Source organism: Devosia salina (assembly GCF_019504385.1).
Taxonomy (GTDB): Bacteria; Pseudomonadota; Alphaproteobacteria; order Rhizobiales; family Devosiaceae; genus Devosia; species Devosia salina.
In genome coordinates this window covers 1991552-2016706 of record NZ_CP080590.1, presented here as the reverse complement: position 1 = coordinate 2016706, position 25155 = coordinate 1991552, and the positions used below count along the sequence as shown (strand labels likewise).

General features: G+C 63.5%; 27 protein-coding genes and 1 tRNA gene. 12 read left to right on the top strand and 16 right to left on the bottom strand.

Annotation, left to right across the window (positions count from 1 at the left end; genetic code table 11):
* Positions 1-2: 2 nt before the first annotated feature.
* Genes K1X15_RS09745 through K1X15_RS09725 form a run of 5 tightly spaced genes read left to right on the top strand, consistent with a single transcriptional unit; the run spans position 3 to position 5241 of the window.
* Positions 3-905: an ABC transporter permease gene (locus tag K1X15_RS09745; RefSeq protein ID WP_220307243.1), complete on the top strand. Its 903-nt coding sequence runs from the start codon at positions 3-5 to the stop codon at positions 903-905.
* A gap of 1 nt (position 906) precedes the next feature.
* Positions 907-1851, top strand: coding sequence for an ABC transporter permease (locus tag K1X15_RS09740; RefSeq protein WP_220307242.1), 945 nt, complete (start codon positions 907-909; stop codon positions 1849-1851).
* Positions 1848-2867 carry an ABC transporter ATP-binding protein gene (locus K1X15_RS09735; protein ID WP_240549706.1) on the top strand — a complete coding sequence of 340 codons (1020 nt, stop codon included), beginning with the start codon at positions 1848-1850 and terminating at the stop codon, positions 2865-2867. Before K1X15_RS09740 ends, K1X15_RS09735 begins: the two co-directional genes overlap by 4 nt.
* The gene (locus tag K1X15_RS09730) at positions 2864-3808 is read left to right on the top strand and encodes an ABC transporter ATP-binding protein (RefSeq protein WP_220307241.1); all 945 of its coding nucleotides are present in this window, start codon (positions 2864-2866) and stop codon (positions 3806-3808) included. Before K1X15_RS09735 ends, K1X15_RS09730 begins: the two co-directional genes overlap by 4 nt.
* Positions 3805-5241, top strand: a complete 1437-nt coding sequence (locus tag K1X15_RS09725) for a carboxylesterase/lipase family protein (RefSeq protein ID WP_220307240.1) — start codon at positions 3805-3807, stop codon at positions 5239-5241. Before K1X15_RS09730 ends, K1X15_RS09725 begins: the two co-directional genes overlap by 4 nt.
* A gap of 27 nt (positions 5242-5268) precedes the next feature.
* Here the strand turns inward: K1X15_RS09725 and K1X15_RS09720 are convergent, their stop codons facing one another.
* The 15 genes from K1X15_RS09720 to ytfQ all read right to left on the bottom strand — a co-directional run bounded on the left by K1X15_RS09720 (position 5269) and on the right by ytfQ (position 20206).
* Entirely contained in the window at positions 5269-6501 is a 1233-nt protein-coding gene (locus tag K1X15_RS09720; protein WP_240549705.1) for a GGDEF domain-containing protein, read from the bottom strand.
* A 166-nt stretch (positions 6502-6667) separates the two neighbouring features.
* Complete coding sequence (locus K1X15_RS09715) at positions 6668-6883, bottom strand: hypothetical protein (protein WP_220307239.1); 216 nt, start codon at positions 6881-6883, stop codon at positions 6668-6670.
* Positions 6884-6936: 53 nt separating this feature from the next.
* Positions 6937-7293, bottom strand: coding sequence for a hypothetical protein (locus K1X15_RS21240; RefSeq protein WP_240549704.1), 357 nt, complete (start codon positions 7291-7293; stop codon positions 6937-6939).
* Between the two features lie 133 nt (positions 7294-7426).
* Positions 7427-8122, bottom strand: a complete 696-nt coding sequence (locus K1X15_RS09705; RefSeq protein ID WP_220307238.1) for a PIG-L deacetylase family protein — start codon at positions 8120-8122, stop codon at positions 7427-7429.
* Complete coding sequence (locus K1X15_RS09700; RefSeq protein WP_220307237.1) at positions 8119-9399, bottom strand: amylo-alpha-1,6-glucosidase; 1281 nt, start codon at positions 9397-9399, stop codon at positions 8119-8121. The genes K1X15_RS09705 and K1X15_RS09700 overlap by 4 nt, the downstream gene beginning before the upstream one ends.
* A 28-nt stretch (positions 9400-9427) precedes the next feature.
* Positions 9428-10465 carry an ABC transporter ATP-binding protein gene (locus K1X15_RS09695; RefSeq protein ID WP_220307236.1) on the bottom strand — a complete coding sequence of 346 codons (1038 nt, stop codon included), beginning with the start codon at positions 10463-10465 and terminating at the stop codon, positions 9428-9430.
* Positions 10466-10475: 10 nt separating this feature from the next.
* Positions 10476-11321 carry a carbohydrate ABC transporter permease gene (locus tag K1X15_RS09690; RefSeq protein ID WP_220307235.1) on the bottom strand — a complete coding sequence of 282 codons (846 nt, stop codon included), beginning with the start codon at positions 11319-11321 and terminating at the stop codon, positions 10476-10478.
* A complete protein-coding gene (locus K1X15_RS09685; RefSeq protein ID WP_220307234.1) occupies positions 11318-12163 on the bottom strand; it encodes a carbohydrate ABC transporter permease in 846 nt (281 codons plus the stop codon). The genes K1X15_RS09690 and K1X15_RS09685 overlap by 4 nt, the downstream gene beginning before the upstream one ends.
* Before the next feature lie 72 nt (positions 12164-12235).
* Positions 12236-13504, bottom strand: a complete 1269-nt coding sequence (locus K1X15_RS09680) for an ABC transporter substrate-binding protein (RefSeq protein WP_220307233.1) — start codon at positions 13502-13504, stop codon at positions 12236-12238.
* Between the two features lie 17 nt (positions 13505-13521).
* The gene (locus tag K1X15_RS09675; protein WP_220307232.1) at positions 13522-14577 is read right to left on the bottom strand and encodes a LacI family DNA-binding transcriptional regulator; all 1056 of its coding nucleotides are present in this window, start codon (positions 14575-14577) and stop codon (positions 13522-13524) included.
* Positions 14578-14852: 275 nt separating this feature from the next.
* On the bottom strand, positions 14853-15581 hold the full coding sequence (locus tag K1X15_RS09670) for a FadR/GntR family transcriptional regulator (RefSeq protein WP_220307231.1): 729 nt from the start codon (positions 15579-15581) through the stop codon (positions 14853-14855).
* A gap of 65 nt (positions 15582-15646) precedes the next feature.
* The gene (gene yjfF / locus K1X15_RS09665; RefSeq protein ID WP_220307230.1) at positions 15647-16615 is read right to left on the bottom strand and encodes a galactofuranose ABC transporter, permease protein YjfF; all 969 of its coding nucleotides are present in this window, start codon (positions 16613-16615) and stop codon (positions 15647-15649) included.
* Entirely contained in the window at positions 16612-17610 is a 999-nt protein-coding gene (locus K1X15_RS09660; protein ID WP_420828368.1) for an ABC transporter permease, read from the bottom strand. The genes yjfF and K1X15_RS09660 overlap by 4 nt, the downstream gene beginning before the upstream one ends.
* Entirely contained in the window at positions 17607-19124 is a 1518-nt protein-coding gene (locus tag K1X15_RS09655) for a sugar ABC transporter ATP-binding protein (protein WP_220307229.1), read from the bottom strand. Before K1X15_RS09655 ends, K1X15_RS09660 begins: the two co-directional genes overlap by 4 nt.
* A gap of 110 nt (positions 19125-19234) precedes the next feature.
* Complete coding sequence (ytfQ, locus tag K1X15_RS09650; protein WP_276315318.1) at positions 19235-20206, bottom strand: galactofuranose ABC transporter, galactofuranose-binding protein YtfQ; 972 nt, start codon at positions 20204-20206, stop codon at positions 19235-19237.
* 389 nt (positions 20207-20595) lie between these two features.
* On the opposite strand from ytfQ, the gene K1X15_RS09645 reads away from it, so the two are divergent.
* Positions 20596-20671, top strand: a tRNA-Trp gene (locus K1X15_RS09645).
* A gap of 478 nt (positions 20672-21149) precedes the next feature.
* Here K1X15_RS09645 and K1X15_RS09640 read toward each other — a convergent pair.
* Positions 21150-21416, bottom strand: coding sequence for a hypothetical protein (locus K1X15_RS09640; RefSeq protein ID WP_220307228.1), 267 nt, complete (start codon positions 21414-21416; stop codon positions 21150-21152).
* 258 nt (positions 21417-21674) lie between these two features.
* Here K1X15_RS09640 and secE point away from each other — a divergent pair, with 258 nt between their 5' ends.
* The 6 genes from secE to rplL all read left to right on the top strand — a co-directional run bounded on the left by secE (position 21675) and on the right by rplL (position 24944).
* The gene (gene secE, locus K1X15_RS09635; protein ID WP_220307227.1) at positions 21675-21869 is read left to right on the top strand and encodes a preprotein translocase subunit SecE; all 195 of its coding nucleotides are present in this window, start codon (positions 21675-21677) and stop codon (positions 21867-21869) included.
* A 40-nt stretch (positions 21870-21909) separates the two neighbouring features.
* Positions 21910-22440: a transcription termination/antitermination protein NusG gene (gene nusG, locus K1X15_RS09630; protein ID WP_220307226.1), complete on the top strand. Its 531-nt coding sequence runs from the start codon at positions 21910-21912 to the stop codon at positions 22438-22440.
* A 115-nt stretch (positions 22441-22555) separates the two neighbouring features.
* Positions 22556-22984: a 50S ribosomal protein L11 gene (gene rplK / locus K1X15_RS09625; RefSeq protein ID WP_220307225.1), complete on the top strand. Its 429-nt coding sequence runs from the start codon at positions 22556-22558 to the stop codon at positions 22982-22984.
* 6 nt (positions 22985-22990) lie between these two features.
* Positions 22991-23683, top strand: coding sequence for a 50S ribosomal protein L1 (rplA, locus tag K1X15_RS09620; RefSeq protein ID WP_220307224.1), 693 nt, complete (start codon positions 22991-22993; stop codon positions 23681-23683).
* Positions 23684-23990: 307 nt separating this feature from the next.
* The gene (gene rplJ / locus K1X15_RS09615) at positions 23991-24509 is read left to right on the top strand and encodes a 50S ribosomal protein L10 (RefSeq protein ID WP_220307223.1); all 519 of its coding nucleotides are present in this window, start codon (positions 23991-23993) and stop codon (positions 24507-24509) included.
* A 57-nt stretch (positions 24510-24566) separates the two neighbouring features.
* A complete protein-coding gene (gene rplL, locus K1X15_RS09610; protein WP_220307222.1) occupies positions 24567-24944 on the top strand; it encodes a 50S ribosomal protein L7/L12 in 378 nt (125 codons plus the stop codon).
* The last annotated feature ends 211 nt before the right edge of the window (positions 24945-25155 follow it).

Below are 25155 nucleotides of genomic sequence, written 5' to 3'. Positions count from 1 at the left end.
GAATGAGCATGACTCAGGCGACATCTCCCGACCGCCTGACTGGTGGTGACGAAGAAACCTTCGTCACCACCAACAAGTCGGTCTGGCAGCGGCTCGTGGCCAATCCCACGGCCATGACCTCGATCATCCTGCTGATCGTCCTGGCCCTGAGCGCGGTGCTTGCCCCGCTCCTGGCGCCGGGCAATCCGCTCAAGGTCAGCCCTGCCGACCGGTTCATTCCCCCGGGAGCCGAACATTTCTTTGGCACCGACAATCTGGGCCGCGACATGTTCAGAATGGTGCTGCATGGAGGCCGGACATCGCTGTTCGTCGGCCTGGTGGTTACCGCCATCTCGATGTCCATCGCGGTCGTCCTGGGCGCCATTTCCGGCTTCTATCGGCAGGTCGACATGGTGCTGATGCGCATTGTCGACGGCTTGATGGCCTTTCCCGGCATCGTTCTGGCGACGGCGGCTGCGGCCATCATGGGGCCCTCCATGTCCACCGTGATTACCTCCTTGTCGATCGTCCTGATCGCTCCCTCGCTGCGGGTGGTGCGCGGGCAGGTGCTGGTGGTGCGCGAGTTGCAGATGATCGAGGCCGCCCGCTCAGTCGGCGTGCCGACGCTGCGGCTGTTCACGCGCTATATTCTTCCCGCCGTCAGTTCGCCCATCCTGGTGCAGGCGTCGTTCATCTTTTCCGCCGCTGTCCTGGGCGAAGCAGGCTTGAGCTTTATCGGGGTCGGCATCGGTCCCAAGGAATTGAGCTGGGGCAATGCGCTGACCGAGGCACGCAATTACATCGCCCAGGCGCCCTGGATCGTGCTCTTTCCGGGCCTGGCGCTGATGCTGACCATTCTTGCGCTCAATCTTCTGGGCGACAGTCTGCGCGACATTCTCGATCCGCGCCTGGCACGGAGGCGCTGACATGCTGCGCTATCTCGGAAAACGCTTCCTTCTCATCCTGCCCACCATCTTCGTGCCGCTGATCCTGGTGTTCCTGCTCCTGCGCCTGTCGCCGGGCGATCCGGCCGGCATGATGCTGGGCGACCAGGCCACGGCCGAGCAGATTGCGGCCCTGCGCAACCAGTTGGGGCTGGACCAGCCGATCTGGATACAATTTCTGCTTTGGCTCAAAGGCATCGTGACGCTCGACCTGGGCAATTCGATCTTCTTCCGTGAACCGGTGATGCAGATCATTCCGCGCTATGCCGGGGTGACGATCCTGTTGGCCGTGGTGGCCCTGGCGCTGGCGGTGCTGATCGGGGTCTCCCTCGGGCTGGTTTCGGCAATGAACCGCAACAAGCCCATCGACCGGGGCGTGGTGACAGCGGCCGTGCTGGGCATATCGCTGCCCGAATTCTGGTTTGCGCTGCTGCTGATCTTCATCTTTGCGGTGACGCTGCGCTGGTTCCCCGTGGCCGGTTACAATCCGCCGACGGCCGGGATCATCGCCTTTGGTGCCACGATCTTCCTGCCGGCCCTGGCGCTGGGTGTACGCCAATCGGCGCTGATGACCCGCATGATGCGCTCGTCCATGCTCGACGTGCTCAATGAGCCCTATATCACGACGGCTCGGGCACAGGGCCTGCCCGAAAGTACGGTGATCGGTCGCTATGCGATGCGCACGGCCGCCATGCCGGTGATCACCGTGGCTGGACTTTCAGCGGGCTATCTGCTGGGGGGCGCCGTGACCATCGAGATCATCTTCGCGCTGCCGGGTCTCGGGCGCATGCTGGTCGAGGCGGTGGGCCGGCGTGACTATCCGCTGGTCGAGGGTGGCGTGCTCACCATTTCGCTGGTGCTCGCGGTGCTCAACCTCGTCATCGACCTGATCTATGCCATTTTGGACCCCAGGATCCGTTACCAATGACCGCGCATATCACACCGATGCCGGCCGAAACCGTGTCGCCCGCGCCGGCCGCCAGGACGGTTCTCGAAGTCGAGAATCTGAGCCTGTCCTTTCGCAATGCCGATGGCCTCCTGCCCATCGTCACCGATGTCTCCTTTGCGATTGCCGAAGGGGAAGCTGTGGCGCTGGTGGGGGAAAGCGGATGCGGGAAATCCATCACCGCCTCGGCGATCATGGGCATTGCCCCGGACAATGCCGAGATCGGCGGGACGATCACGCTCAACGGCAAGGTGATCTCGAATCTCTCGCCCAGGGAGCGCCGCAAGCTCTGTGGCCGGCATATGGGGTTCATCTTCCAGGAGCCGATGACGGCCCTGCACCCCACGCTCTCGATCGGCCGGCAGATGACCGACACGCTCAAGCACAATCTGGGCCTGGGGCATGCCGAAGCGACCAACCGCGCTGCCGAGCTTCTTGACCGGGTGGGCATTCCGCGGGCCCGCGACATTCTCAAGGGCTATGTGCATGAGCTGTCCGGCGGCATGCGACAGCGGGTGATGATCGCGCTGGCGATTTCCTGCGGCCCTTCGCTGATCATTGCCGACGAGCCGACCACGGCGCTCGACGTGACCATCCAGGCCCAGGTGCTCGACCTGCTCGAGGATATGCGGCGCGAGCTGAACCTGGCCATGCTCTTCATTACCCACGATCTCGAAGTGGTGGGCGACTTCTGCGAGAAGGCAGTGGTCATGTATGCCGGCGATGTGGTCGAACGCGGGTTCAGCGCCGATATCGTGCGGGGCCCGGCCCATCCCTATGCGCGCGGCCTGATCGACGCGGTGCCGGCCCATGACGACGGCCGCACGCGGCTCACGCCCATCCTGGGCACTGTGCCACCCGTGGGGCAATGGCCCGAAGGTTGCCGCTTCGCGCCACGCTGCACCCGTGCGGACGCTAAGTGCCGGACAAGACCATCGCTTGAACGGCACGGCCTGACCGAGGCGCGCTGCTGGCATCCACTGGAGGGCAGGCCATGACCGACAATCCCATGCTGTCCGTCACCGGGCTGAGCAAATCTTTCCGCGCCGTCAAGGCGGTGCGCGACGTGAGCTTTTCCATTCCGCGTGGCAAGACCTTTGGCCTGGTGGGGGAGTCGGGCTCGGGCAAATCGACCACCGCCCGGTTGGTGCTGCGCCTGGTCGAGCCGACCGCGGGGTCCATCAGCTTCCGGGGCAGAGATCTCGCGGGATTGTCCGCCAGGGACCTGCGCGCCGAGCGCCGGCACATGCAGATGATCTTCCAGGACCCGTTCGGCTCGCTCAATCCGCGCATGAGCGTGCGCGAAACCCTAGTGGAGCCGCAATTGGTGCATTCCGTGGGTACGCCGGACGAGCAATTGCGCACGGCCGAGCGCCTCCTCGCCGAAGTCAGCCTGCCGCGCGCCGCGCTCGATCGCTATCCGCATGAATTTTCAGGTGGCCAGCGCCAGCGCATCGCCATTGCCCGGGCGCTGGCAACCAATCCCGAAATGATCGTGGCCGACGAACCGGTGAGTGCGCTGGATGTTTCGGTTCAGGCGCAGGTGCTCAATCTGATGCGCGACCTGCAGGACCGGCATGGCACCACCATGCTGTTCATCTCCCATGACCTACGCGTGGTGCAGTTCATGTGCGACGAAATCGGCGTCATGTATCTCGGCGAAATCGTCGAGCAGGGGCCGCGTGACCGCATCTATGGCGCCCCGGCCCATCCCTATACGCAGGCGCTCCTTGCCTCAGCCCCCGGCAAGGGAAGCGGCCAAAGGGCACGGCTCAAGGGTGAAATTCCCAGCGCCCATGCCGTGCCCAGCGGCTGCGCCTTTCGCACGCGCTGCCCGCATGCTTTCGACCGCTGCGCCGCTGAGAAGCCAGCGAGGCGCGACATCGGCGGAGGCCAGAAGGCAGCTTGCCACCTGTTGGACAAGGCCCAAGCGGCATGACCGACGCCAACCCCATCGAAATCCGTAGTCGAGAGGCGACCTATCGTGGCTTGAGGGATGCCAGGGGTGATCGCTTCCTGGGCATCCGTTATGCCGAGGCTCCGGTCGGGCAAAGGCGGTTCAAGCCACCCGAGCCGGTTGAACACCAAGGTCTGGTCGACGCAACGCGCTACGGGTTCGCGCCCCCACAGGCACGGCGCCCGATGCCGGCCTGGGCACCGAAAGGGGAGGGGTTCGAGACCGAAGAGGACTGCCTCAATCTCAACCTCTATACGCCTGCCGCGGACAATGGCCGCCGGCCGGTCATCGTGCATGCCTTTGGCGGCGGCTTCCAGTCCGGCGCGGCCCAGGGTGGCTGGCTCGATGAGCCGGGCTTTGCGCGGCGCGGCGATGTGGTGCTGGTGCGGCCCAATATGCGGGTTGGGGCGCTGGGCTTTCTGCATCTGGCCGATGCCTTCGGAGCTGAATATGCAGCGGCCAATCGCGGCATGCTTGATTTCATCGCGGCGCTGAGATGGGTCCGTGAGAACATCGCCGCCTTCGGCGGTGATCCCGACAATGTCACCCTTGTCGGCATGTCCTCAGGCGCCTTCACCATCTCCGCATTGTTCGGAGTGGACGGCGTGGCAGACCTCTATCGCCGCGTCTGGCTGATGAGCGGGCCGGCCAGCCGCATTATCGACAGGGATACGGCGGCGGCGTTGACCAGGGACTTCCTCGACCAGACCGGGGTGCGGCCCGGCGACAGCGGCGCTCTGGAGATGCTGCCGGTCGAGACCATTCTCAAGGTGCAGGAACAGGTGCTGGCGACCCATCTGGGCGAGCGCAATGCACCGGGTGGTCGCACCTTCGGAATCGTCCTGGATGGGGCGAGCCTGCAGCGACACCCACTGGAGGGCCTGGCGTCCGGTCGCTTCCACGACCATGCGATCGTCACCGGCTGGACGCGCGATGAAGCGCGCATGTGGTACGCCTTTGGTATGATGCCGACAGTCAGGGATCGACAGGCCCTGCTGAGTTCGATTGCCCGCTTCCATCCCATGGATGCCGAGCAGCAACTGGCCGCGCTCGAACAGGAGCTGCCGGGCCTCATTTACACGCGGTACGAAGAGGCCTTCCTCTCTCGCGCCATCTATCGCGACCCGGCCATCCGCACGCTCGAAACGCACCGGACGGCTGGCGGCCGTGGATTTGCCTACGAATTTGCCTGGGTGCCGACGTTCGAGAATGGACGCCTCGGCGCGGCACATGGATTTGACGAGCCCTTCGTGTTCGGCGATCTGGAACGCGTGCCGTTGGCCCAGGGGGACGAAGTCGCCGTGCGGCTCGCGCGTGAGCTTTCCGCTGCGCTGTTGACCTATGCCCGCAGCGGGAATCCGCTCTTGCCGGGTTATGAGCCGGGTGTCGCTGTCGTCAGTTTCGGCGGGATTTGACCTCGGGCCCGGTGGGCATGCCGCAACTCAACTGGCAAAACTGAGGCCTCGGTCCGCCGGAGTGGCACGAGCGACCCGGTTTCGCCCCTGGCTCTTGGCAAGGTAAAGGGCGGCATCGGCGGCCTGCTGCAGATCGGTGGCGTTGCATCCGGGGTGGTCGGCCTCCGACGCGACGCCGATACTGACGGTGGTCATCTTCCCCGCGGACGACCCTGGATTGGCAATGCCTGCCGCTTCCACCCTGCTGCGGATGGCTTCGGCTATCGCACAGGCCTGGTCGGCGGTGACATCCGTCAGCACGATGAGAAACTCCTCACCGCCGAAGCGGGAGACGTGGTCGCGCTGCGGATGCACGGATGCGGCGATGATCTGCGCGACCTGGGCCAGTGCCCGATCGCCTTCGAGATGGCCGAGACGGTCGTTCAGTGCCTTGAAACAGTCCAGGTCGCACATCAGCAGGGCGACGGGCGGACGCCCGGCACGATCCGGGCCAAACAGCTCGGCCAGCACAGCGCCGGTATGCCGCCTGTTTGACAGGCCGGTGAGCGGGTCGGTGCGGGAGAGGCGTTCGAGCTTGGCGTTCGTGCTGGCGAGTTCGGCAACCCGACGGGCGTCTCGCAACTCCAGCAGGAACGTCCTATGGGCAAGGATCGACATGGTCCGTCGCGCTACCACGGTCGAGGTCACGCCGCTGGCGAAGAACAGAAAAGCCGAAAATGCGCTGGCAATGCCGATGTCGGAATGCGCGAGCTGGAAAAGCAGATAGAGCGTCAGTCCCATGCCGGCGATCACGTGGGTCACCCATTGCGGCACGTTGAAGATGATGACCGCCGTCACTGCGACGAACAGCATGATGCTCAGATATCGTTCCTGAAATTCGCCGCCCGCCAGATGACCCATCAGGGCCACCGCCAAAAGGATCACGAACATGCCCGCGACGAGGGCCGCGTCCAGCACGCCATTGGCGCGGCGGCGCGACCAGACAAGAAAGACCAAAGATGCTGCCGGCGGGATCAGCAGAGCGGGGCCGAGCATCGCCAGCGTTGCCTCGCGTGGCAAAAGGAGCAGGCTCGACAGGATGGCCAGCACATCGAGCACAAGGACCCAGACCATCCAGGCGCGAATGATCTTCGAGGTCTGCTTGAAGGAACGGTCGCGAAAAGCCCGCATCAGCGCCGGGCTCAGGCGGATGTCGCGCGTCCTGCCCGAAAGCAGGCGCTCGACGTCGTCTGGAGTGGCCGGATTGCTCTTGGCGGTCACGCGTGAAACTCCCACCCCGCCTTGCGGCGGGCTCGCTCTGATGCTGGTTTTTTTGGACCAGCCTAAGTCTCAGGCGTGAATTAATCCCCAACAGCTTAGTTGGGGTTGCGTGCTCAATGTGACCCAACGGCCGGATGCCTGCCGATCTCAGCTGATGCCCGAGGCGTTACTGCAGTGTCCGTAGCTGGTAGCTGCTGGCCAGGGCACCGCATTGCGGGCACCACGAACGGGACAGCACAACTTCGTCCAGGCGGCCATAGGGCGTCATCAGGTCCATCAGGTTTTCCAGATTGACAGTGTAGTTGTGGCCCAAGGCGCAGGTCGCAAGGACCTGGATCCTGGCATCGATGGCCTGGCGAAGGGTGTAGTTCAATTCCGACATGTGACGCTTGCTGGCTGAATATGCATTGAATACGTGTGCAATGCGGGAATGGATCACTGGCCCGCCCGTTGTGTCGCGAGAGGCTCGGCAAGGCGGGATGCATCGACATGGTGCGGCCGGAAGCGGATATGCTGCATTGCTTGTGCGATGGCCTGATCCGCGGTGGCGGCGCGGATCTCCCACTCCTGGCTGGCCTCGGTCTCGTCTTCGATCCAGACGGCTCTGACGCGCCAGCTGGGCAGGTCCAGCTCGGCCGGCGGCTTGTGGTCGGGTCCGGGCTCCTCCATGGCAATCGGGTCGCTCGCCGGGAATGTGGCTCGCAGGGCAGCGTCGAGCAAGTCTTCGCGGTGGCGCGCCGCGGCGACTTCTTGGGCGTCGGGGGGAGTGTGGGTTCGCCTTGCGGTCATCATCCGTACCTCCTTTGGCGGCGCCGTGAGCGGCTGGCCGACCGCAGTCTGGCATCGGAGGCGGGGTGCGGTTTGCCCGCGGTCAATTCGGCGGCATTTTAGGCACCGGAGGCACCGGCGCAGGACGGCGCCGGGGCTATCGGCCTTTCCGCGGCCTTGCCCGGTTGACCACGGGACGAACTGGTGGGGCGGCGGGCAGCAGGTCGCGGATATCCACGAAGGGGAAGGTGGGTTCGAAGTGGAAGGCTTCGGCCTGCTGGTCCGGGCCGTCATTGGCCTGGCTCGCCCGGAAGGTGTTGAGTTGCCGAGCCGCGGCAACGAAGCGTTCCGGGTCCTGCGAGACATGGGCGCGGATCGCCCGTTCCTTGGCCTCACAATGGGCAGTGATGTCGACATAGTGGGTTGGCGCCGGCCCTACACCACGCAGGGCGTCGCAATGAATGACCGGTGCAGCAAAGGAGGCGGCGATGCGCACGGCCTCGCTCAGGGCCCGATGATCGCCGTGATAGTCATTGGCTGGATGCGTGAAGATCAGATCGGGCTCGTAATCGGCAATGGCGGTCTTGAGCACCGCGACCAGAGCGGCGTCTGGGACCAGCTCGCCGTCCGGCAGGTCGAGGAAGCGCGGAACGACGCCGAGCAGCGCTGCGGCCGCGCGGGCCTCGGCCATGCGGGTGGACCGCAATTGCGCCGGATCGCCGGCGCCACCGCGGGCGCCGTCGGTTGCGATGACATAGTGAAGGCGATCCCCCCTCGCGGCGCAGGCGGCCAGGGTGCCGAACATGAAGATTTCGATGTCGTCGGGATGCGCGCCGATGGCGAGAACATTCATGCGCGCGCCGCGTCCAGGAATTCAAGCACCATGGCAGCCGTCCAGGTGAAGCGTCCGCCGCCACAGGGCTCGGCGGTGATCGGATCATAATATTCGGCAAAGCCGGACTTGGTGATCAGGTCGAGGCTCGAGCGCGTGATGTGCGCGGCCACGCCATGCTCGCCTATGGCTGCCAGGCCGTCAGCGATCATGTAGTTGGTGACCAGCCAGACCGGGCCGCGCCAGTAGCGCTTGGGTTCGAAGCGGGGGTCTGCCGGGTCCTGGGAGGGGATAATGAACGGCACCGCCTCGGACCAGCGCTCTATGGTGCGGGCGATGGCGGCGGCCCGCTGGACCGGAATGGCGGAGAATGCCGGCAGCAGGCCGCCCAGCGATGCGCTTTCGACCAATTGTCCGGTTGTGCGGTCCTTGCAGAGATAAAGGCCGTGCTTGTCGCTCCAGAGCGCATCGAGCGCGGCCACGCCCTTTTCGGCGCGGGCGCGGTTGGCGGCGGCGATGCCGGTCTCTCCCAGGACATCGGCAAGGTCGGCGAGATCGGCACAGGCGCGGATCAGTATGGCGTTGAAACCCGGGTCAATGACCTGGAAGGGCGAGGCATCGTGAAGCCTGGCATTGTCCCAGCCGAGGGAACGGAATTTTTCCACCAGCCAGAGATAGCGATCATACTGGGCCTTGGTCGGGCGATGGGAGGGATCGGCGTGCTCGGTGTCGCGGCGCGTATAGGGCGCGATGCCTTCTGTTGGGACGCGTTCGAAGGCTTCGTCCCAATCCACTGAATTGTCTCGTCCGGCCTCCCATGGGTGAAGAATGGCGACCAGCCCTTCGCCTTCCGGGTCGCGGTTGCGATAGAACCAGTCGTGCCATTTGTCGATCTTGGGCAGGAGTTCGCGTGCCTTGCGCTCCGCAAGGGCGCGGTCGCTTGCGCGCTCGAACAGGCGCCTGACGGCGAAGCCTGCCACGGCCGGCTGGGTGATGCCGGAGGTCGCAGTGGGTCGATTGGTGCCCCAGACGTCGGGACCCGGGAAATAGCCATCCGAATAGACGTGGAAGACGATGTGCGGGACCATGCCATCGGGCCATTGATGGGCGAACAATGTCTCGATCTCGGTCCAGGCACGGGCTTCGTCGAAATGGGCCTGGCCGAGGGCGGTGAGGCACGAGTCCCAGTTCCACTGGAACGGATAGAGCCCCTTGGTGGGGACGGTGTAGCTGCCTTGGTCGTTTTCCTTGAGCACCTCGATGGCAAGGTTGCGCAATGCTGTCTGGTCGGTCGTCATGGGATTGGCTTTCGGGGGAGGCGGCCGCTCAGACGGCCATGGTGGTTTCGGGATCGAACCAGCGGATGCGGTCCGGCTTGGGCCTCAGACGCAGTTCATCACCCGGCGCGACCTTGAGGTCGCTGTCGAGGACGGCGCGGAAGAGTTTTCCGTCCACTTCGGTGGTGACCAGCGTATGGGCACCGAGCGGCTCGATGACCCTGGCGATGGCGCGGAAGCCCTCAGGCGCGATCTCGACATCCTCTGGACGGATTGCGAATTCGAGTGCGCCGCTGGCGGCGGGCCCGGGCAGGTCGATGTCTGCCACGCGCCACTGCCCGCTCGCTACACGTGCCGCGGGCAGGAAATTCATCGGCGGGTTGCCAATGAAGCTGCCCACGAAGCGGGCGGCGGGGTTGCGGTAGACCTCTACCGGGGTTGCCGCCTGCACGATCTTGCCACCATTCATCACCGAGATGCGATCGGCCAGGCTCATGGCCTCGACCTGGTCATGGGTGACGTAGATGGTCGTGGTCTTGCTGTTCGCAAGCACGCCCTTGAGTTCGGCGCGCATTTCGAGGCGCAGAAGCGCGTCGAGGTTGGAAAGCGGTTCATCCATCAGGATCACGTCCGGCTCCATGGCCAGCGCCCGGGCCACGGCTACGCGCTGGCGCTGGCCGCCGGAAAGCTGGCCGGAATAGCGCTTGAGCAATTGCTCGATATGCATCAGCTCGGCGGTGCGGGTGACGCGGCGCTCCACCTCGGCCTGTGGAAGCTTTTTCATGCGCAGCCCGAAGGCGATGTTCTCGAACACCGTCAGGTGCGGAAAGACGGCGTAGTTCTGGAAGACCATGGCGATGCCGCGGTCGCGCGGGGGCAGGTGATCCACTCGGCGGCCGCCAATCCACACCTCGCCTTCGCTCGGGGTTTCGAGCCCGGCGATGATGCGCAACAGCGTGGTCTTGCCGCAGCCCGAGGCGCCGAGCAGCACCATGAATTCCTGGTCGGAAATGGTGAGGTCGATCGAATGCAGGGCGGTGAACGAGCCGAAGCGCTTGGCAACGTTCTTGATGACGATTTCGGCCATGAAAGCCTCCTTACCGGTTGGCGATGCCCCACATCGCAAACAGGTACTTGCGAACGGCGAAGATGAAGATGAGGGCGGGCACGACCAGAGCGGCACCGCCGGCGAACTTGAGATGCAACGGCGAGACGTTGAGGTTCTGGATCAGGAAGGCGGGCAGGGTGCGGTTCTCGATGGTCAGCACCGCGGCCGCAAAGACCTCGTTCCAGGAGATGGTGAAGGCGAATACCGCCGAAGCGGCAATGCCCGGCAGCACGAGCGGCAGGACCACCTTGCGGAAGGCCTGCCAGCGATTGCAACCGAGGGTCCAGGCCGCCTCCTCAAGCTCGATCGGAATACCCGAGAACAGCGAGAAGGTGATGAGCACGGCAAAGGGAATGGCGAGCACGGTGTGCACCAGCGCCAGTCCCAGTGCGGTATCGTCCAGGCCGGTGCGGATGAACATGACGGCCAGCGGCAGCGCCAGGAGCGGCAGCGGGAAGGCGCGTGTCATCACGACCAGCATGCGGAACACTTCCTTGCCCGGGAACACGAAACGCGACAGTGCATAGCCCGCGGGTCCGCCAATGCCGATGGAAAGCACCATGGTCAGCACGGCCACGAGGATGGAATTCCACAAGGCCCGCCCGACGCCTGCAAAGGTGGCGAAGAACTGGAGAGAACCGAAGTCGAAGCCGGGGAGCCCGGTCTTGGGAAAGGCGCTGACCTGCTGTGGCGAGGACAGGGCGTTGACCATGAGCAGGTAGATGGGCACTAGCACCCAGGCGCAGATCAGCAGCACGCAGGCCCAGAACAGGACGCGGCCGGCGGAGCGGGCAGACTGCACCTTGCGCGGTGCATCAGTGGCGGTGACGCTCATATCGTGGCCCCCTTGGGAACGCGCAGCACGCGCAGGAAGAACAGGGTTGCGGCGATGGAAATACCCAGGATGACCAGGGCATAGGCGGCCGCCACGTTCCGATCCTGGAGCGCAAACTGCCAATTATAGGTCTCGCCCATCAGCACGGGCAGGGTGGTGCCGCCGAGCGCGGTGACCACGGCGAAGACCTCGAAGGCGGCCAGCGTGCGCAGGATCAGGGCCGATTGCAGGCTGGGGCGCAGGAGTGGCAGGGTAATCTTCCAGAAGCGTTGCCAGCCACTGGCACCGAAGACCTCGCCTGCCTCGTAATATTCCTTGGGAATGAGACCCATGCCGGAGACGAGGATGACCATGACGATGGCCGTGGCGCGCCAGACTTCGGCCAGTACGATGGCGATGAAGATGACCCAGATGTTCTGGTAGCTGAGAAACAGCACCGGTTGATCGACAATGCCCAGTCCATGGAGCATCGAATTGAGAAAGCCGGATTGCTCGAAAATCGCGAGCCAGACGATCCCTGCAGCGAGGTCGGACAGGCCCAGGGGGATGGAGAAGATGTAGAGGAAGGCGCTGCGACCCCTGTCGAGCTTGGTGACAATGGTCGCCATCGACAGCGCCATGGCCAGCTGGATGGGAACGACAATGGCTGCCAGCAGGAGGGTCCAACCCAGCGCTGCACCAAACTTCCAGTGTGTCGCCATGGTGGTGAGCGGCTGCAGCGACAGGCTGCCATCGCGTGTGATGGCCAGGACGGCAATCTCCACGAAGGGGTAGACGAAGAACACCAGCAGAAACAGGGTTGCCGGCAGCAACAGCAGATAGGGCAGCGCTCTGGCTCGCATGGCTTTGCTCCTGGGGGCGGGCGCGTCACCCGGCACCTTGCGGCGCCGGATGACTTTCGCGGGGAGGAGAGGTTATTCGACCGGGCAGGGCCCTTCGGAGGGGACGTCCGGCAGCCAGCAGGGTGCCTTGGCCTGCTCCATCAGGCTACGCAGGGTATCGGCCTGCTGGTCGAGGACGTCGCGGACCGGCTGGTTGCCCAGCACGATGCGCTCAAAGGTGTCGGTGTAGACCTGGTTGAACTGGCCACCCAGATCGCCCAGACCCACCGGCAGCAGGGCCGGAAGGGCATCGTCCGCGGTGGTCATGGCGGTGATCGCCGGGCCAAGTGCACGGGCGGAGGCCGGCAGGTCGGCGGGCAGCGGCGCGTCGGTCACCGGATAGAAATTGGTGGCCAGCAGCGTCGCCACCTGGGTCTCGGGCTGCATCATGTACTTTACCAGAGCCTTGGAGGCTTCCATGTCCGGCGCGCTGGTGGGCACGGCGACCCCGGCCAGCACAGGCATGAAGGCACGACCCGCCGGGCCTGAGGGGGCCGGGAAGGCAACGAAGTCGTCGGGGCGCTGGTTGAACGCATCCGCCAGGCGGGCGATGTGATCGAAGGCGACCCAGACATCACCGGACAGCAGCGGTTCCTGCATGAAGGCGTAGTTGGTCGAGGCCGGGTTGGTGTACTGCCAGAGTTCCTTGAACTTCTCCCATGCCGTTTCGGCTTCGGCGGAGCGGAAGCGGGTGACGGTGGAGCCGGCGTACGACGGCAGCAGGAAGCCCTGGAAGAAGCGGTGCTTGAGACCCTGCGGGCCGGCCGGGAAGCCGAACTTGGGCGAACCGGTTTCTTCGGCCATGGTCTTGGCCCAGGCGATGAGATCGTCATAGGTCAGCGCGTTGATATCCGCGCCCTCGGGCAGATATTCGAGAGCCTGCTTGTTGGCGGCCATGACGTAGTTGGCCTGCATCCAGGGCAGGTATTTCTGCTCGTCGGTCCCCAGCTTGCCCAGTTCGAGGAAGGCATCGCTCACCGTGACGCCGGAGAGGTCTATGTCGGAGAGGTCCACGAAGCTGTCGGCATAGGTTGCCAGGTCGCCGTGCAGGGCTCCCACCACCCCGATCTGACCAGAACCTGCCTGGATTTCCGCCGACAAGCGCGTCAGGAACGGGCCGGTTTCCGAGGCCTGGAAGTCAACGCCGCCCTCGAAGCCAGAGAGCACCTGCTCGCGCATCTTCTGGGTTTCCTCGACCGGTGCGGCCTGGGTTGACCAGAACAGCACCTGTGCCTGGGCCGCCTGGGCGGTGATGGCCAGCGCCAGTGTCGCACTGGCCAGCGTTGCGATGGATCTTCTCATGTCTACTCTCCCTTTGGTTATGTTGTTTTGCGTCGCTTTGCCTGAGGCACCGGTCCGTGGCTGGCGCGACTGACCAGCTTGGGGCGGATGAGTTTGGTCAAAGGTGCCGTGTTCTTGCCCTCGATCACGCCAACCACCATGGCGCCAAGTTCGCGGCCCACATTGCGCGTTGCGGTCTCAAAGGTCGTCAGACCCGGCGGGGCATAGGCGGCCGCCGTGATGTTGTCGAAGCCGACCACCGAAAGGTCATCGGGGACCGAGAGACCAGCGCGCGCGGCTTCCTCGAGAACGGTGAGCGCCAGTTCGTCGAACAGCCCGAGGATCGCGGTCGGACGGTCGGACGCCAGAACGAGCTGACGGACCGCGCCCTGGGTCCGCTCACGATCGAAACGGGGCGCTGACGCGATGTCGAGCCTGACAGACGGATCGCCCCGGCGGTCCATGGCCATGCGCAGGCCGCGTTCGCGCAAATGACGGAATGTCATCTTCTCGTCGATCGTCACCAACCCGAAGTGGCGGTGGCCGAGGTCGTAGAGAAGATCGAAGGCCTGGCCAAAGGCGAATTCACCATCGGCATCGAGCCAGTTGACGGGTTTGCTCTGGTCCAGAATGCGACCATGGGTGACGAAGGGGACCCTGCGTTCGAGCAGATAGTCGACGCGCTCGTCCGTCTCCCCGATGCGCAGCAGAATGACGCCATCGGCTCGCCCGGATTCAACAACATGGCGCAGGACCGACAATTCCGACTGGCCCGCCGGGGCAGTGGCGAGGAACAGGTCCACCCCATGCTCCACCAGACCTTCGCCCAGTCCCGTCACCAATTCCCCGATATAGGAATCGACGAAATTAGGTCCGCGCACGGGCAGCACCAGGCCGACGAAGCCGCTGCGGCCCGACACCAGCTGGCGCGCAGCGACATTGGGCACATAGCCATATTGGCGGGCGGCCTCTGCCACACGCTGGCGCGTCTTGAGAGCAATCTTGGGATTATGGGCCAGCGCGCGCGACACAGTGGTGATCGACACGTCGAGGTGCTCTGCCAGCTCCTTGAGTGTCTTTCCCTTTGTCGCCAATGCCAAATCCCCCGATTTCGAATTGCAAGCGCTTGCACAAAAAATACAAACGTTTGCAATTTCTGAACTATGGGATGGCGGGAGTCAAGCGCGCAATGCATGGCTGCCATGCGATCGTGCGGGCAGGGGCGTTCTGGTCGGCGGCAGGAGAGAGGCGCGCGCGGGAGGTTCACCTTCGGAGATGCCCGTTCAGGTAGGCGGCCGCGATCAATTAACGACGTGCAAAATGGAGAGGTGGCTTCGCTCTGGTCCCAGGGGGACAGCGTGAGGTTTGCCTAGAGGGTCTGGCTCTGGTCGAGCAGGCGGCAGGCTTCGTAGATCTGCCCGGCCTCCTCGAGCTGCCCCGCCTCGATGGTTGCGGTCAACTGAACGAACAGGGCCGCCGATCTGGCCCGGTAAGCTTCCCCGCTCATCGCCTTGTCCCGGGTGAGGGCAAGCGCCAGGGTCAGTTCCACCACGCCCAGGATGGAGCGCAGCAGCGGATCGCGGCCGCTCTCGGCGATGACGCCATGAACCTCGAGGCAGGCCAGACCGAACTGCTCGACGCTGTCGTCCGCGGTTTCCATCTGGTGGCACCAGTATTTGAGCAGGCGGACATGTTCGGCACTGCGGTGGCGGGTGGCCAGGGCGATCATGGGCGCCTCCAGTGCGGCGCGCACACGGAAGAGGCTTTGATACAACTCCGGATCGGGCTTGGCATGGTAGTGCCAGGCAAGCACCTGGGGATCGAAGAAGTTCCAGCGGCTGCGGGGCGATACGCGGGTGCCGACCTTGGGTCGCGCCTCCACCAGCCCCTTGGCTTCAAGCGTTTTCAGCGCCTCCCGCAGCACCGTGCGAGAGACGCCGTAGCGCTCCATCATCACCGCATCGCTGGCCAGGACCGAACCGATGGAAAACTCACCGGTAACAATGGCATGACCGATTTCGTTAATAACGAAGGTGTGGAAGTTGCGTGCAGCGCGCCGCCCGGAAAGCGAACGGATGAGGCTGCCAGTTTCTATCATGGTCGCGCATTCCCAGCGCTATCGGCGGGGCATATGCGCGCCCGCACCGAACGCAAACCGTACATCTATGACGCTTTCTCTCCCTGGGCCGAGGCTGCGAAAATCAACCTTTGCAGAACGATGAACAGGAACAGCAGGCCACCAATGACGATCTTGGTCCACCAACTCGACAATGTCCCGTCGAAGATAATGTAGGTCTGCACCAGACCCAGCAGCATGACCCCAATGAAGGTGCCCAACACAAAACCATAACCGCCTGTGAGAAGCGTCCCCCCAATCACGACCGCACTGATCGCGTCGAGTTCCACTCCGACCGCGGCCAGGGGATAGCCGGCTGAAGTATAGAGCGAGAAGACGATTCCCGCCAAGGCGGCGAGGACCGAGGAGAGCATGTAGACGCCCACCGTCGTCCGGGCGACGGGAACACCCATGAGCGAAGCCGATACCGCGTTTCCTCCTAGGGCATAAACATAGGAACCGAACCGGGTGCGGTGGGCAAGAAGCGCGCCAAGAATGAAGACTGCAACCATGAGCAGGCCGATGAAGCTCAGTCTGCCGCCACCGGGCAGCCGGATGATAAGATCGGAAATCCAGCCATAGAAGTCGTGGTTGATGGGGACGGAATCCTGGGTGATCACCGAAGCACCGCCGCGGGCCAGGAACATGCCTGCGAGGGTGACGATGAAGGCCGGCACCTGCAGATAGTGGATCGCCAGTCCCATGATGCCGCCGAAGGTGGCGGCGATGGCGAGTGCCAGGGCGAAGGCGGCCAGCGGGTGCCAGCCGGCCCAGCTGATCAACACGGCGATCAGCACGCCGGTAAAGCCGATGACCGCGCCGACCGAGAGATCGATGCCGCCCGAGAGGATGACGAAGGTCATGCCCACAGCGGTAATGCCGAGGAAGGCATTGTCAGTGAGGAAATTGCCCAGGACCCGGGTCGAGAACATGGATGGGAACTGCATGACGGCCAACGCATAGGCGATGGCGAAGATGATGGCCGTGGCCAGAAGCGGACGCAGGCTGCGGCTCATGCGCAGGCCTCCCGGTTCAGAACGCGTGCGGGCACGATCCGGCTCGCCAGCGGCGACTGGATAACGAGAACGAAGAAGATCAGCGCCGCCTTGACGATAAGGTTGAACTCGGGCGGGAAGCCGGAGACGAGAATGCCGGTATTCATGGCCTGGATGATGATGGCGCCGACCACGGCCAGCGGCACCGAAAATCGCCCGCCGAGCAGCGAGGTGCCGCCGATGACCACAGCCAGGATGGCGTCGAGTTCCAGCCACAGGCCTGCATTGTTGGCGTCGGCGCCACGGATGTCACCGGCGACGATAATGCCGGCGACGGCCGCGCAGAGGCCTGAAAGGCCATAGACCAGTAGCAGCAGCATGCGGCTGCGGATGCCCGCCAGGCTCGCTGCCGCCCGGTTGATGCCGACCGCCTCTATGAAGAGGCCAATCGCGGTTCGGCGCACCAGCAAGGTCACGAGGAGCAGGAGAGCCATGGCGATGACGGCGGCCATGGGGAAGCCAAGGAAGGAGCCGGTGCCGATGAAGATCAGCAATGGGTCGGTGAAGGTGACGATGAAGCCCTCGGTGATCAGTTGGGCGATACCGCGACCAGCGACCATCAGCACCAGCGTCGCGACGATGGGCTGGATGTCGAGCACCGCCACAAGAAAGCCATTCCAGAGGCCGCAGGCGAGGCCGACTGCGAGCGCGGCGGCGACTGCGACGGGTGCTGGATATCCGGCCACCACCATTGTCGCTGCCACCGCGCCCGCCATGGCCATCACCGCGCCGACCGAGAGGTCGACACCCTTGGTGGCGATGACACCCACCATGCCGATGGCGAGAATGGCCACCGGCGCGCCGCGATTGATCACGTCGATCAGGCTGCCGAAGAGGCGCCCGTCCTGCCAGGTCACGCGGAAGAAATTGGGGAACAACAGCCAGTTGACCAGCAGCACGCCAACAAGGGCGATCAATTGCGGGTTGGCCAGCCGGAGGAGAATGCGCCGCATCATGCCGAGGGGCCCTCGCGATGGTTGGCGATCGCCTGGACGATCACGCCGGGATTGATATTTTCGCCGCTCAGTTCAGCCACCATTTCGCGGTCCCGCATCACCACGATGCGGGAGGAATAGGCGACGACTTCGTCGAGTTCGGAAGAAATGACCACCAGCGCCAGCCCCTCGTCGCGCAGCCGGTTGATGGTGCGCACAATTTCGGCGTGGGCGCCGACATCGATGCCGCGCGTTGGTTCGTCGAGAATGAGGAAGGCCGGGTCGGTCGCCAGCCAGCGCGAGAGAATGACCTTTTGCTGGTTGCCGCCGGAGAGCAGCTTGATGGGCATGTCGAGCGAGGCGGCGCGGATGTCCATGGCCTCGCCGAAGCGGCCTGCGATTTCCATCTGCTCGTCGCGATTGAGGGCGCTGAACCAGCCCAGCTTGCCCTGAAGAGCAATGATGATGTTCTCGCGCACAGAGAGATCGCCGAATATGCCTTCGGCCTTGCGGTCCTCGGGACAGAAGCCGAAGCCGCGGCTGATGGCATCTGTGGGCCGAGCGATACTGGCCGGTTGTCCGCCGATCTCGAGCGTTCCTTCATCGGCGGCGTCGGCACCGAACATGATGCGCGCCATTTCGGTACGACCGGAGCCAAGCAGCCCAGCGACGCCAATGACCTCGCCCTTGTGAATGGTGAGGTTGAACGGCTGGACGCTGCGCTTGCGGCCGTAATTGGCAAAATCGAGCAGAACCTCGCCCATCGGGCGGGCGTCCTCGACGCCTGTGGCGCCCGAGAAGGTGATGTCCTTGCCCAGCATGAGCCGCACCACGTCGGTGCGCGTCATGTCGTCGAGTGCGCGGGTCTCCACCAGCTTGCCATTGCGCAGGATGGTCACGCGGTCGGCAATGGCGAAGACCTGGTCGAGAAAGTGGGTGATGAAAACCACTGCCAGTCCCTGAGCCCGCAGGTCCCGAATGATGTCGAACAGGCGCTCTACCTCGTTGCGGTCGAGGCTGGCGGTCGGCTCATCGAGAATGAGCACCTTGCCCGATAATTCGACTGCGCGGGCAATGGCAACGATCTGCTGCACAGCTACCGAATGTGCGCCCAATTCGCTCGATGGGTCGATGTCCAGCCCGTAGCGCTTGAGAATGCCGCGGGCGTCGGTTTCCATCTTGCGACGGTTGACCAGGCCAAACCGGGTCGGCTGATGCCCGAGAAAGAGGTTTTCGGCAACCGAGCGGTTGGGCAGCAGGTTGACCTCCTGATAGACGGTGCCGATGCCGTGGGTCTGGGCCTGCTGGGGATTGTCCAGATGCACCGGTTCCCCATCGGCGAGCACCGTGCCGCCATCGGGCTGATAGGCGCCTGTCAGGATCTTGATCAGGGTTGATTTTCCGGCCCCGTTCTCGCCCAGCAGGGCATGCACCTCGCCGGCCCGGAGACCGAAATCGACATTGTCCAGTGCCACGTGATTGCCGAATATCTTGACGATGCCGCGCGCCTCGAGCGCGTAGACGGTTTCGGTCATTGCCCCTCTCCCCCAGGCTTCCCCACCCCTGGTCCCTTACCACGAGTGGGAAGGGGATGAGGGTGGGGTGGGACCACACTAACCGGCCCCACCCCGTTACGCCTATACTCTTAGTAACCGAGGCCCTTGCGGCGCTCGTACTCGCCTTCCGGATCGTCGGCAGACGTGTAGAGCTTGGATTCGGTGATGATGAACTTCTCCGGCATGGTGCCATCGGCCAGATAGGCAGCCAGGACATCGAAGGCCGGGCCGGCCATGTTCGGGGTCAGTTCCACCGTGGCGTTGGCTTCGCCGGCTGCAATGGCAGTGAAGATGTCCGGCACGGCGTCGATCGACACGACCAGAATGTCCTCGCCCGGCTTGAGGCCGGCATCCTTGATGGCCTGGATGGCGCCGACGGCCATATCGTCATTGTGAGCGTACACAGCGCAGATGTCGCCGCCGCCATTTTCGGCCTTGATAAAGCCTTCCATCACTTCCTTGCCCTTGGAGCGGGTGAAATCGCCCGTCTGGCTGCGAATGATGGAAATGTTGTCATGGCCGGCAATGGCTTCTTCGAAGCCCTGCTTGCGGTTGATGGCCGGGGTCGAGCCCACGGTGCCCTGCAGTTCGACGACCTTGCAGTCTTCCGAACCGACAGTATCCACCAGCCACTGGCCGGCCACGCGGCCTTCCTTGACCTGGTCGGAAGCCACCGATGTCAGGTAGAGGTCTTCGGGCGCGTCGACGCCGCGATCGAGCAGGATCACCGGGATCTCGGCGTCCTTGGCCTCTGCCAGCACGTCGTCCCAACCGGTGGCCACCACGGGCGCAACCAGGATGGCGTCAACGCCCTGGGCGATGAAGCCGCGAATAGCCTTGATCTGGTTTTCCTGCTTCTGCTGCGCGTCGGCGAATTTGAGGTCGATGCCGCGTTCCTCGGCCTGCTGCTTGGTCACCGAGGTTTCGGCGGCGCGCCAGCCGGATTCCGAACCGATCTGCGAAAAGCCGACAACCTTGCCGCTGAGATCCTGCGCCATGGCGGCAGTGGACAAGGCGGTAGCGAGGCCTGCCGCGAGGGCAAGCTTGGTAATGATGCTCACAATGAAGTCCTCCCAATGGCCGCCCGGCGTGTTCGCTTCGGGCGGTGAGGAGACGCTATATAAAGTACTATTATATGTAAAGTCTGAAAGTTCGGTCGCGATCAATGTTGTTGGTGGAATGGGAAAGCTCTGCTTTTTCAGAAAGTTAGCGCGGCCACTTGCGGGTTAGATTCCGCACGGCCGCCCGGCCGTCATCCTGAGAGGTCCCCACATCTCTTCGTTTAGTTGACGGCGGGTAGAAGCGGTTCGGTCCCGCTTTGTCCGCAATTGCATGCCAGTTCGCAAAGGGCAGGGCGCACTGGCCGGACCCGCAGAGAGCTCTTTCCGGCTGGTGGCAAATCTGGCTCTTGCATCGGCCGGGCTTTGCCATTAGACACGGCGTCGCCTGAAGGGGTTTAGCTCAGTTGGTAGAGCATCGGTCTCCAAAACCGAGGGTCGTGGGTTCGAGTCCCCCAGCCCCTGCCAGGCCTTTCCACACATCGACAAGATGTACCGCGCGTGCGCTGGAAAAGCGCGCGCCTGCTGAAGCGACCGCATCGACGTCTCGGCGATCGATGCGGCAATCCAAACCGCAGGCGATGAGGTCAAACCCATCTTCGTGAAGGCAGCAAGGCCATTGGCGCAGTCGATTGGATTCTCTGCGTCACGACGCCCGAGGCAAGATTTTCTGGTCGTGGCGGGAGGGAAAAGTCAGCCCCCGGCAGGGGTTTGGGAGTGCATGGGGACCGGGGACTGACGTTGGAGGTCGCAGGAGGCAAATCCTGCTGTGCGTAAACGCGCTCGGGCATCGAAGGTTGCCAGGCGCGCTTCAGACTAGCGTACCGCGCGCCAGAGCGTGCCATTGGCTCCTGAACTTCAGGGCCGGGTCGGCGAACGGGCAATCCGGTTCCGCCATCGCGGACGTGGTGAGCAGGCGCTGGAATGGGTGCCGATGCCGGGGCTGCTATTCCGCTGCGGCGCGCATGTGCTCGCTGTGCCTGGCCTTCAGCCGGTTCAGCTGGTGCGCGGCATGGGCGAGGAGGGCGGTGCGGGCCTCTTCGTGTCGGACCAGTCCGCAATCCGCCTTGACCGGCAGGTTGAGGCCATACTCGGTGACATTGCCCATGAAACGCTCACGAATCCGCACGCGTACCATCCCCGTGAGACGACCCTTGATCGTCGCATGAGGACCAAAATGCAGAAGCTGACAGGCGATGACCTCGAACGACATGGCTCCCTCCACGAGCGCTGCCACATTCCGGGCACAATTCATCCAATGCCAAGGCGCGCGGGCTTGCAAGTGAATTTCCGAAAGTTTTGCACTTATGCTTTACATGAGGGCGTCTCTGGCGGTTGCGCGCGGGCAAATGATTCTCGTATGGGCCCTGTTGCATTCCTTTGGCAAAGCCTCTAGATAGCCCGTCTCTAGCCGTGCGGGATTCCTGCGCGGCCTTTGGTTTTGCACCAAGATACGAAGTAGAAAACGCCCATGGCCCGCACGAACCCAGTCCAGTTTTTCCAGCAGGTTCGCTCGGAAGTCAGCAAGGTCACTTGGCCGGGCCGGAACGAAGTCGTGATTTCCACGATCATGGTTCTGGTGCTGGTCATCCTGGCCAGCCTGTTCTTCCTCGCTGCGGACCAGGTCATTTCCTGGCTCGTGTCCTTGATGCTGTCGATCCGCTGATCCGGATCCGTTTTTAGTTTATTGGGAGCGGCGACCCTTTATGGCCAAGCGCTGGTACATCGTTCAGGCGTATTCGAACTTCGAGCGCAAGGTGGCGGAAGACATCCGGCTCAAGGTTGCGCAGAAGAAGCTCGAGCACCTGTTTGAAGACGTGATCGTGCCGACCGAGAAGGTCGTGGAAATCCGTCGCGGCCGCAAGGTGGACACCGAACGCAAGTTCTTCCCGGGCTATGTGCTGGTGAAGATGGACATGACCGACGAGGCATTCCATCTGATCAAGAATACGCCCAAGGTCACCGGTTTCCTCGGCGCGGACAACAAGCCGATGCCGATCTCGGAGAGCGAGGCCATGTCCATCCTGCAGCAGGTGCAGGAAGGCGTGGACCATCCCAAGCCCTCCGTCAGCTTCGAAGTGGGCGAGAACGTGCGCGTCTCGGACGGTCCGTTTGCCAGCTTCAACGGCGTCGTCGAAGAGGTGGACGAGGAACGCTCCCGCCTCAAGGTCGAGGTTTCGATTTTCGGTCGCCCCACTCCGGTGGAGCTCGAATACGGTCAGGTCGAAAAGGTCTGATCACCCTGCCGGGGAAACCCGGCAAAACCCGTGGAAGGGGATGGCGCTCAGCCGGCGCCAGGAAACCGCACCACGGCTTCAACTGCCCCGTCGGGGCAACAGAGAAGGATGAAAAATGGCTAAGAAGATTACGGGCTATATCAAGCTCCAGGTGCCGGCTGGCTCTGCCACCCCGTCGCCCCCGATCGGTCCGGCGCTGGGTCAGCGCGGCCTCAACATCATGGAATTCTGCAAGGCCTTCAACGCGGCCACGCAGGAACTCGAGAAGGGCTCGCCCATCCCGACCGTGATCACCGCCTATGCGGACAAGAGCTTCACCTTCGAGATGAAGCAGCCGCCGGTGACCTACTTCATCAAGAAGGCGCTCAACCTCAAGTCCGGTTCCAAGACCCCGGGCAAGGAAAGCGCCGGCACCATCACGCAGGCTCAGCTGCGCGATATCGCCGAAAAGAAGATGAAGGATCTCAACGCGGACGACGTTGAAACCGCGATGACCATGATCGCCGGTTCCGCCCGTTCCATGGGCATTCAGGTCGAGGGCTAAGAAAAAATGGCAAAGATCGCAAAGAAGGTCGCCGCGGCCCGTGAAGGCATCGACCGCAACAAGCTGTACGGCCTCGAAGAAGCCGTGAAGCTGGTCAAGGCCCGCGCCTCGGCCAAGTTCGACGAAACCGTCGAGATCGCGATGAACCTGGGCGTTGACCCCCGCCACGCCGACCAGATGGTCCGCGGCGTCGTCAATCTGCCCAATGGCACCGGCAAGACCGTTCGCGTCGCCGTGTTCGCCCGTGGCGCCAAGGCCGATGAGGCCACTGCCGCCGGTGCGGATATCGTTGGCGCCGAAGACCTGCTGGAAACCATCCAGTCGGGCAAGATCGACTTCGATCGCTGCATCGCCACGCCGGACATGATGCCGCTGGTCGGTCGTCTCGGCAAGATCCTGGGCCCGCGCAACCTGATGCCGAACCCCAAGGTCGGCACCGTGACCATGGACGTCAAGGGCGCCGTTGGTGCTGCCAAGGGCGGCGCCGTGGAGTATCGCGTCGAGAAGGCCGGTATCGTCCATGCCGGTATCGGCAAGGTGTCGTTCACCGAAGCTGCGCTGCTGGAAAACATCAAGGCGTTTACCGACGCCGTGGTGAAGTCCAAGCCGGCCGGTGCCAAGGGCACCTATGTTAAGAAGGTCGCCGTTTCCTCGACCATGGGCCCGGGCGTCCATGTCGAGCCGAACACGGCTATCTAATGCAAGAATTCCGGGCGGTTCGCCGCCCGGTTTCATCCCTCCTTCGGGAGAGATGTAAAAGTCCTGTCCGAGACTGCCGGCCGGCCTTGCGCCGTTAATTCCATTCCGGAGCCAGCAATAGACGGGGTGAGACCCAATTCCGGGCCGAATGGCCCAAGGGTTGCGGTTCGAACCTAAGCCAGTTGCCCCTTCGTGGGCACTCGGTTGGCAGGCACTAACCGTTGTTCCCCGGTCCAAAAGGGCAGGGGGCAGCAATTGGCAATGGTCCCTTGGCATATGCCCTGGGGCTTATTTGTGGAGACTAGCTTTGGAAAGAGCGGAAAAGCGTGAAGTCGTCGCCTCGCTCCAGGAAGCCCTTGCGGGTGCTGGATCGATCGTCGTCGCGCACAATACCGGCCTGACCGTCGCTGCGTTCACTGACCTGCGCGTGCAGGTCAAGAAGGCTGGCGGCAAGGTCAAGGTCGCAAAGAACCGCCTTGCCAAGCTCGCTCTGAAGGAAACCGATGTCGCGGACATTTCGGGCCTGTTCACCGGCCCGACCGTCATCGCCTATGCTGAAGACCCCGTCGCTGCGCCCAAGATCGCAGCGGCCTTCGCCGAGAAGAACCAGAAGTTCGTCATTCTCGGTGGTGCCATGGGTCCGACTGCTCTCGACGCCGATGGCGTCAAGGCGCTGGCGACCATGCCGTCGCTCGACGAACTGCGCGCCAAGCTCGCAGGCCTCGTCAAGCAGCCGGCAACGAACATCGCTTCCATCCTCGTGCAGCCGGGTGCGGGCATTGCTCGCGTCCTCAAGGCTCACGCCGAAAAGAGCGAAGCGGCGTAAGGCCGTTCCAAACTACCTCAACATTCGAAACCGAACCCAAACTGGAAAGAGTATAAAATGGCTGATCTCGCCAAACTCGTTGATGACCTCTCGGCCCTGACCGTTCTGGAAGCTTCCGAGCTGTCCAAGATGCTCGAAGAAAAGTGGGGCGTTTCTGCCGCTGCTCCGGTTGCTGTCGCTGCCGCTGCTGGTGGTGGTGCTCCGGCCGCTGCTGCTGAAGAAAAGACTGAATTCGACGTGATCCTGGCCGCCTTCGGCGACAACAAGATCAACGTCATCAAGGAAGTTCGCGGCATCACCGGCCTCGGCCTGGGCGAAGCCAAGGCCCTGGTTGAAGGCGCTCCGAAGGCCGTCAAGGAAGGCGTGTCGAAGGCTGAAGCCGAAGACATCAAGAAGAAGCTGGAAGATGCCGGCGCCAAGGTCGAACTGAAGTAATTTCAGTTCCCTCTTGAAAAATGCGAGATGGCGCTATATGTGCCATCTCGCTTTTCCGTTTTGTACGGAACGATTCGCCAGGGCCGATTGGATGGGTCCAGGCGCCAATTTGCGGAAATATATGACGATTTTGGATGTCGCGGGCAGATTGAAGCCTCTGTTGACCTCGCCGTGGGCTGTCCCTCGTGCGGGGCTTTAGTCGCTGATCACG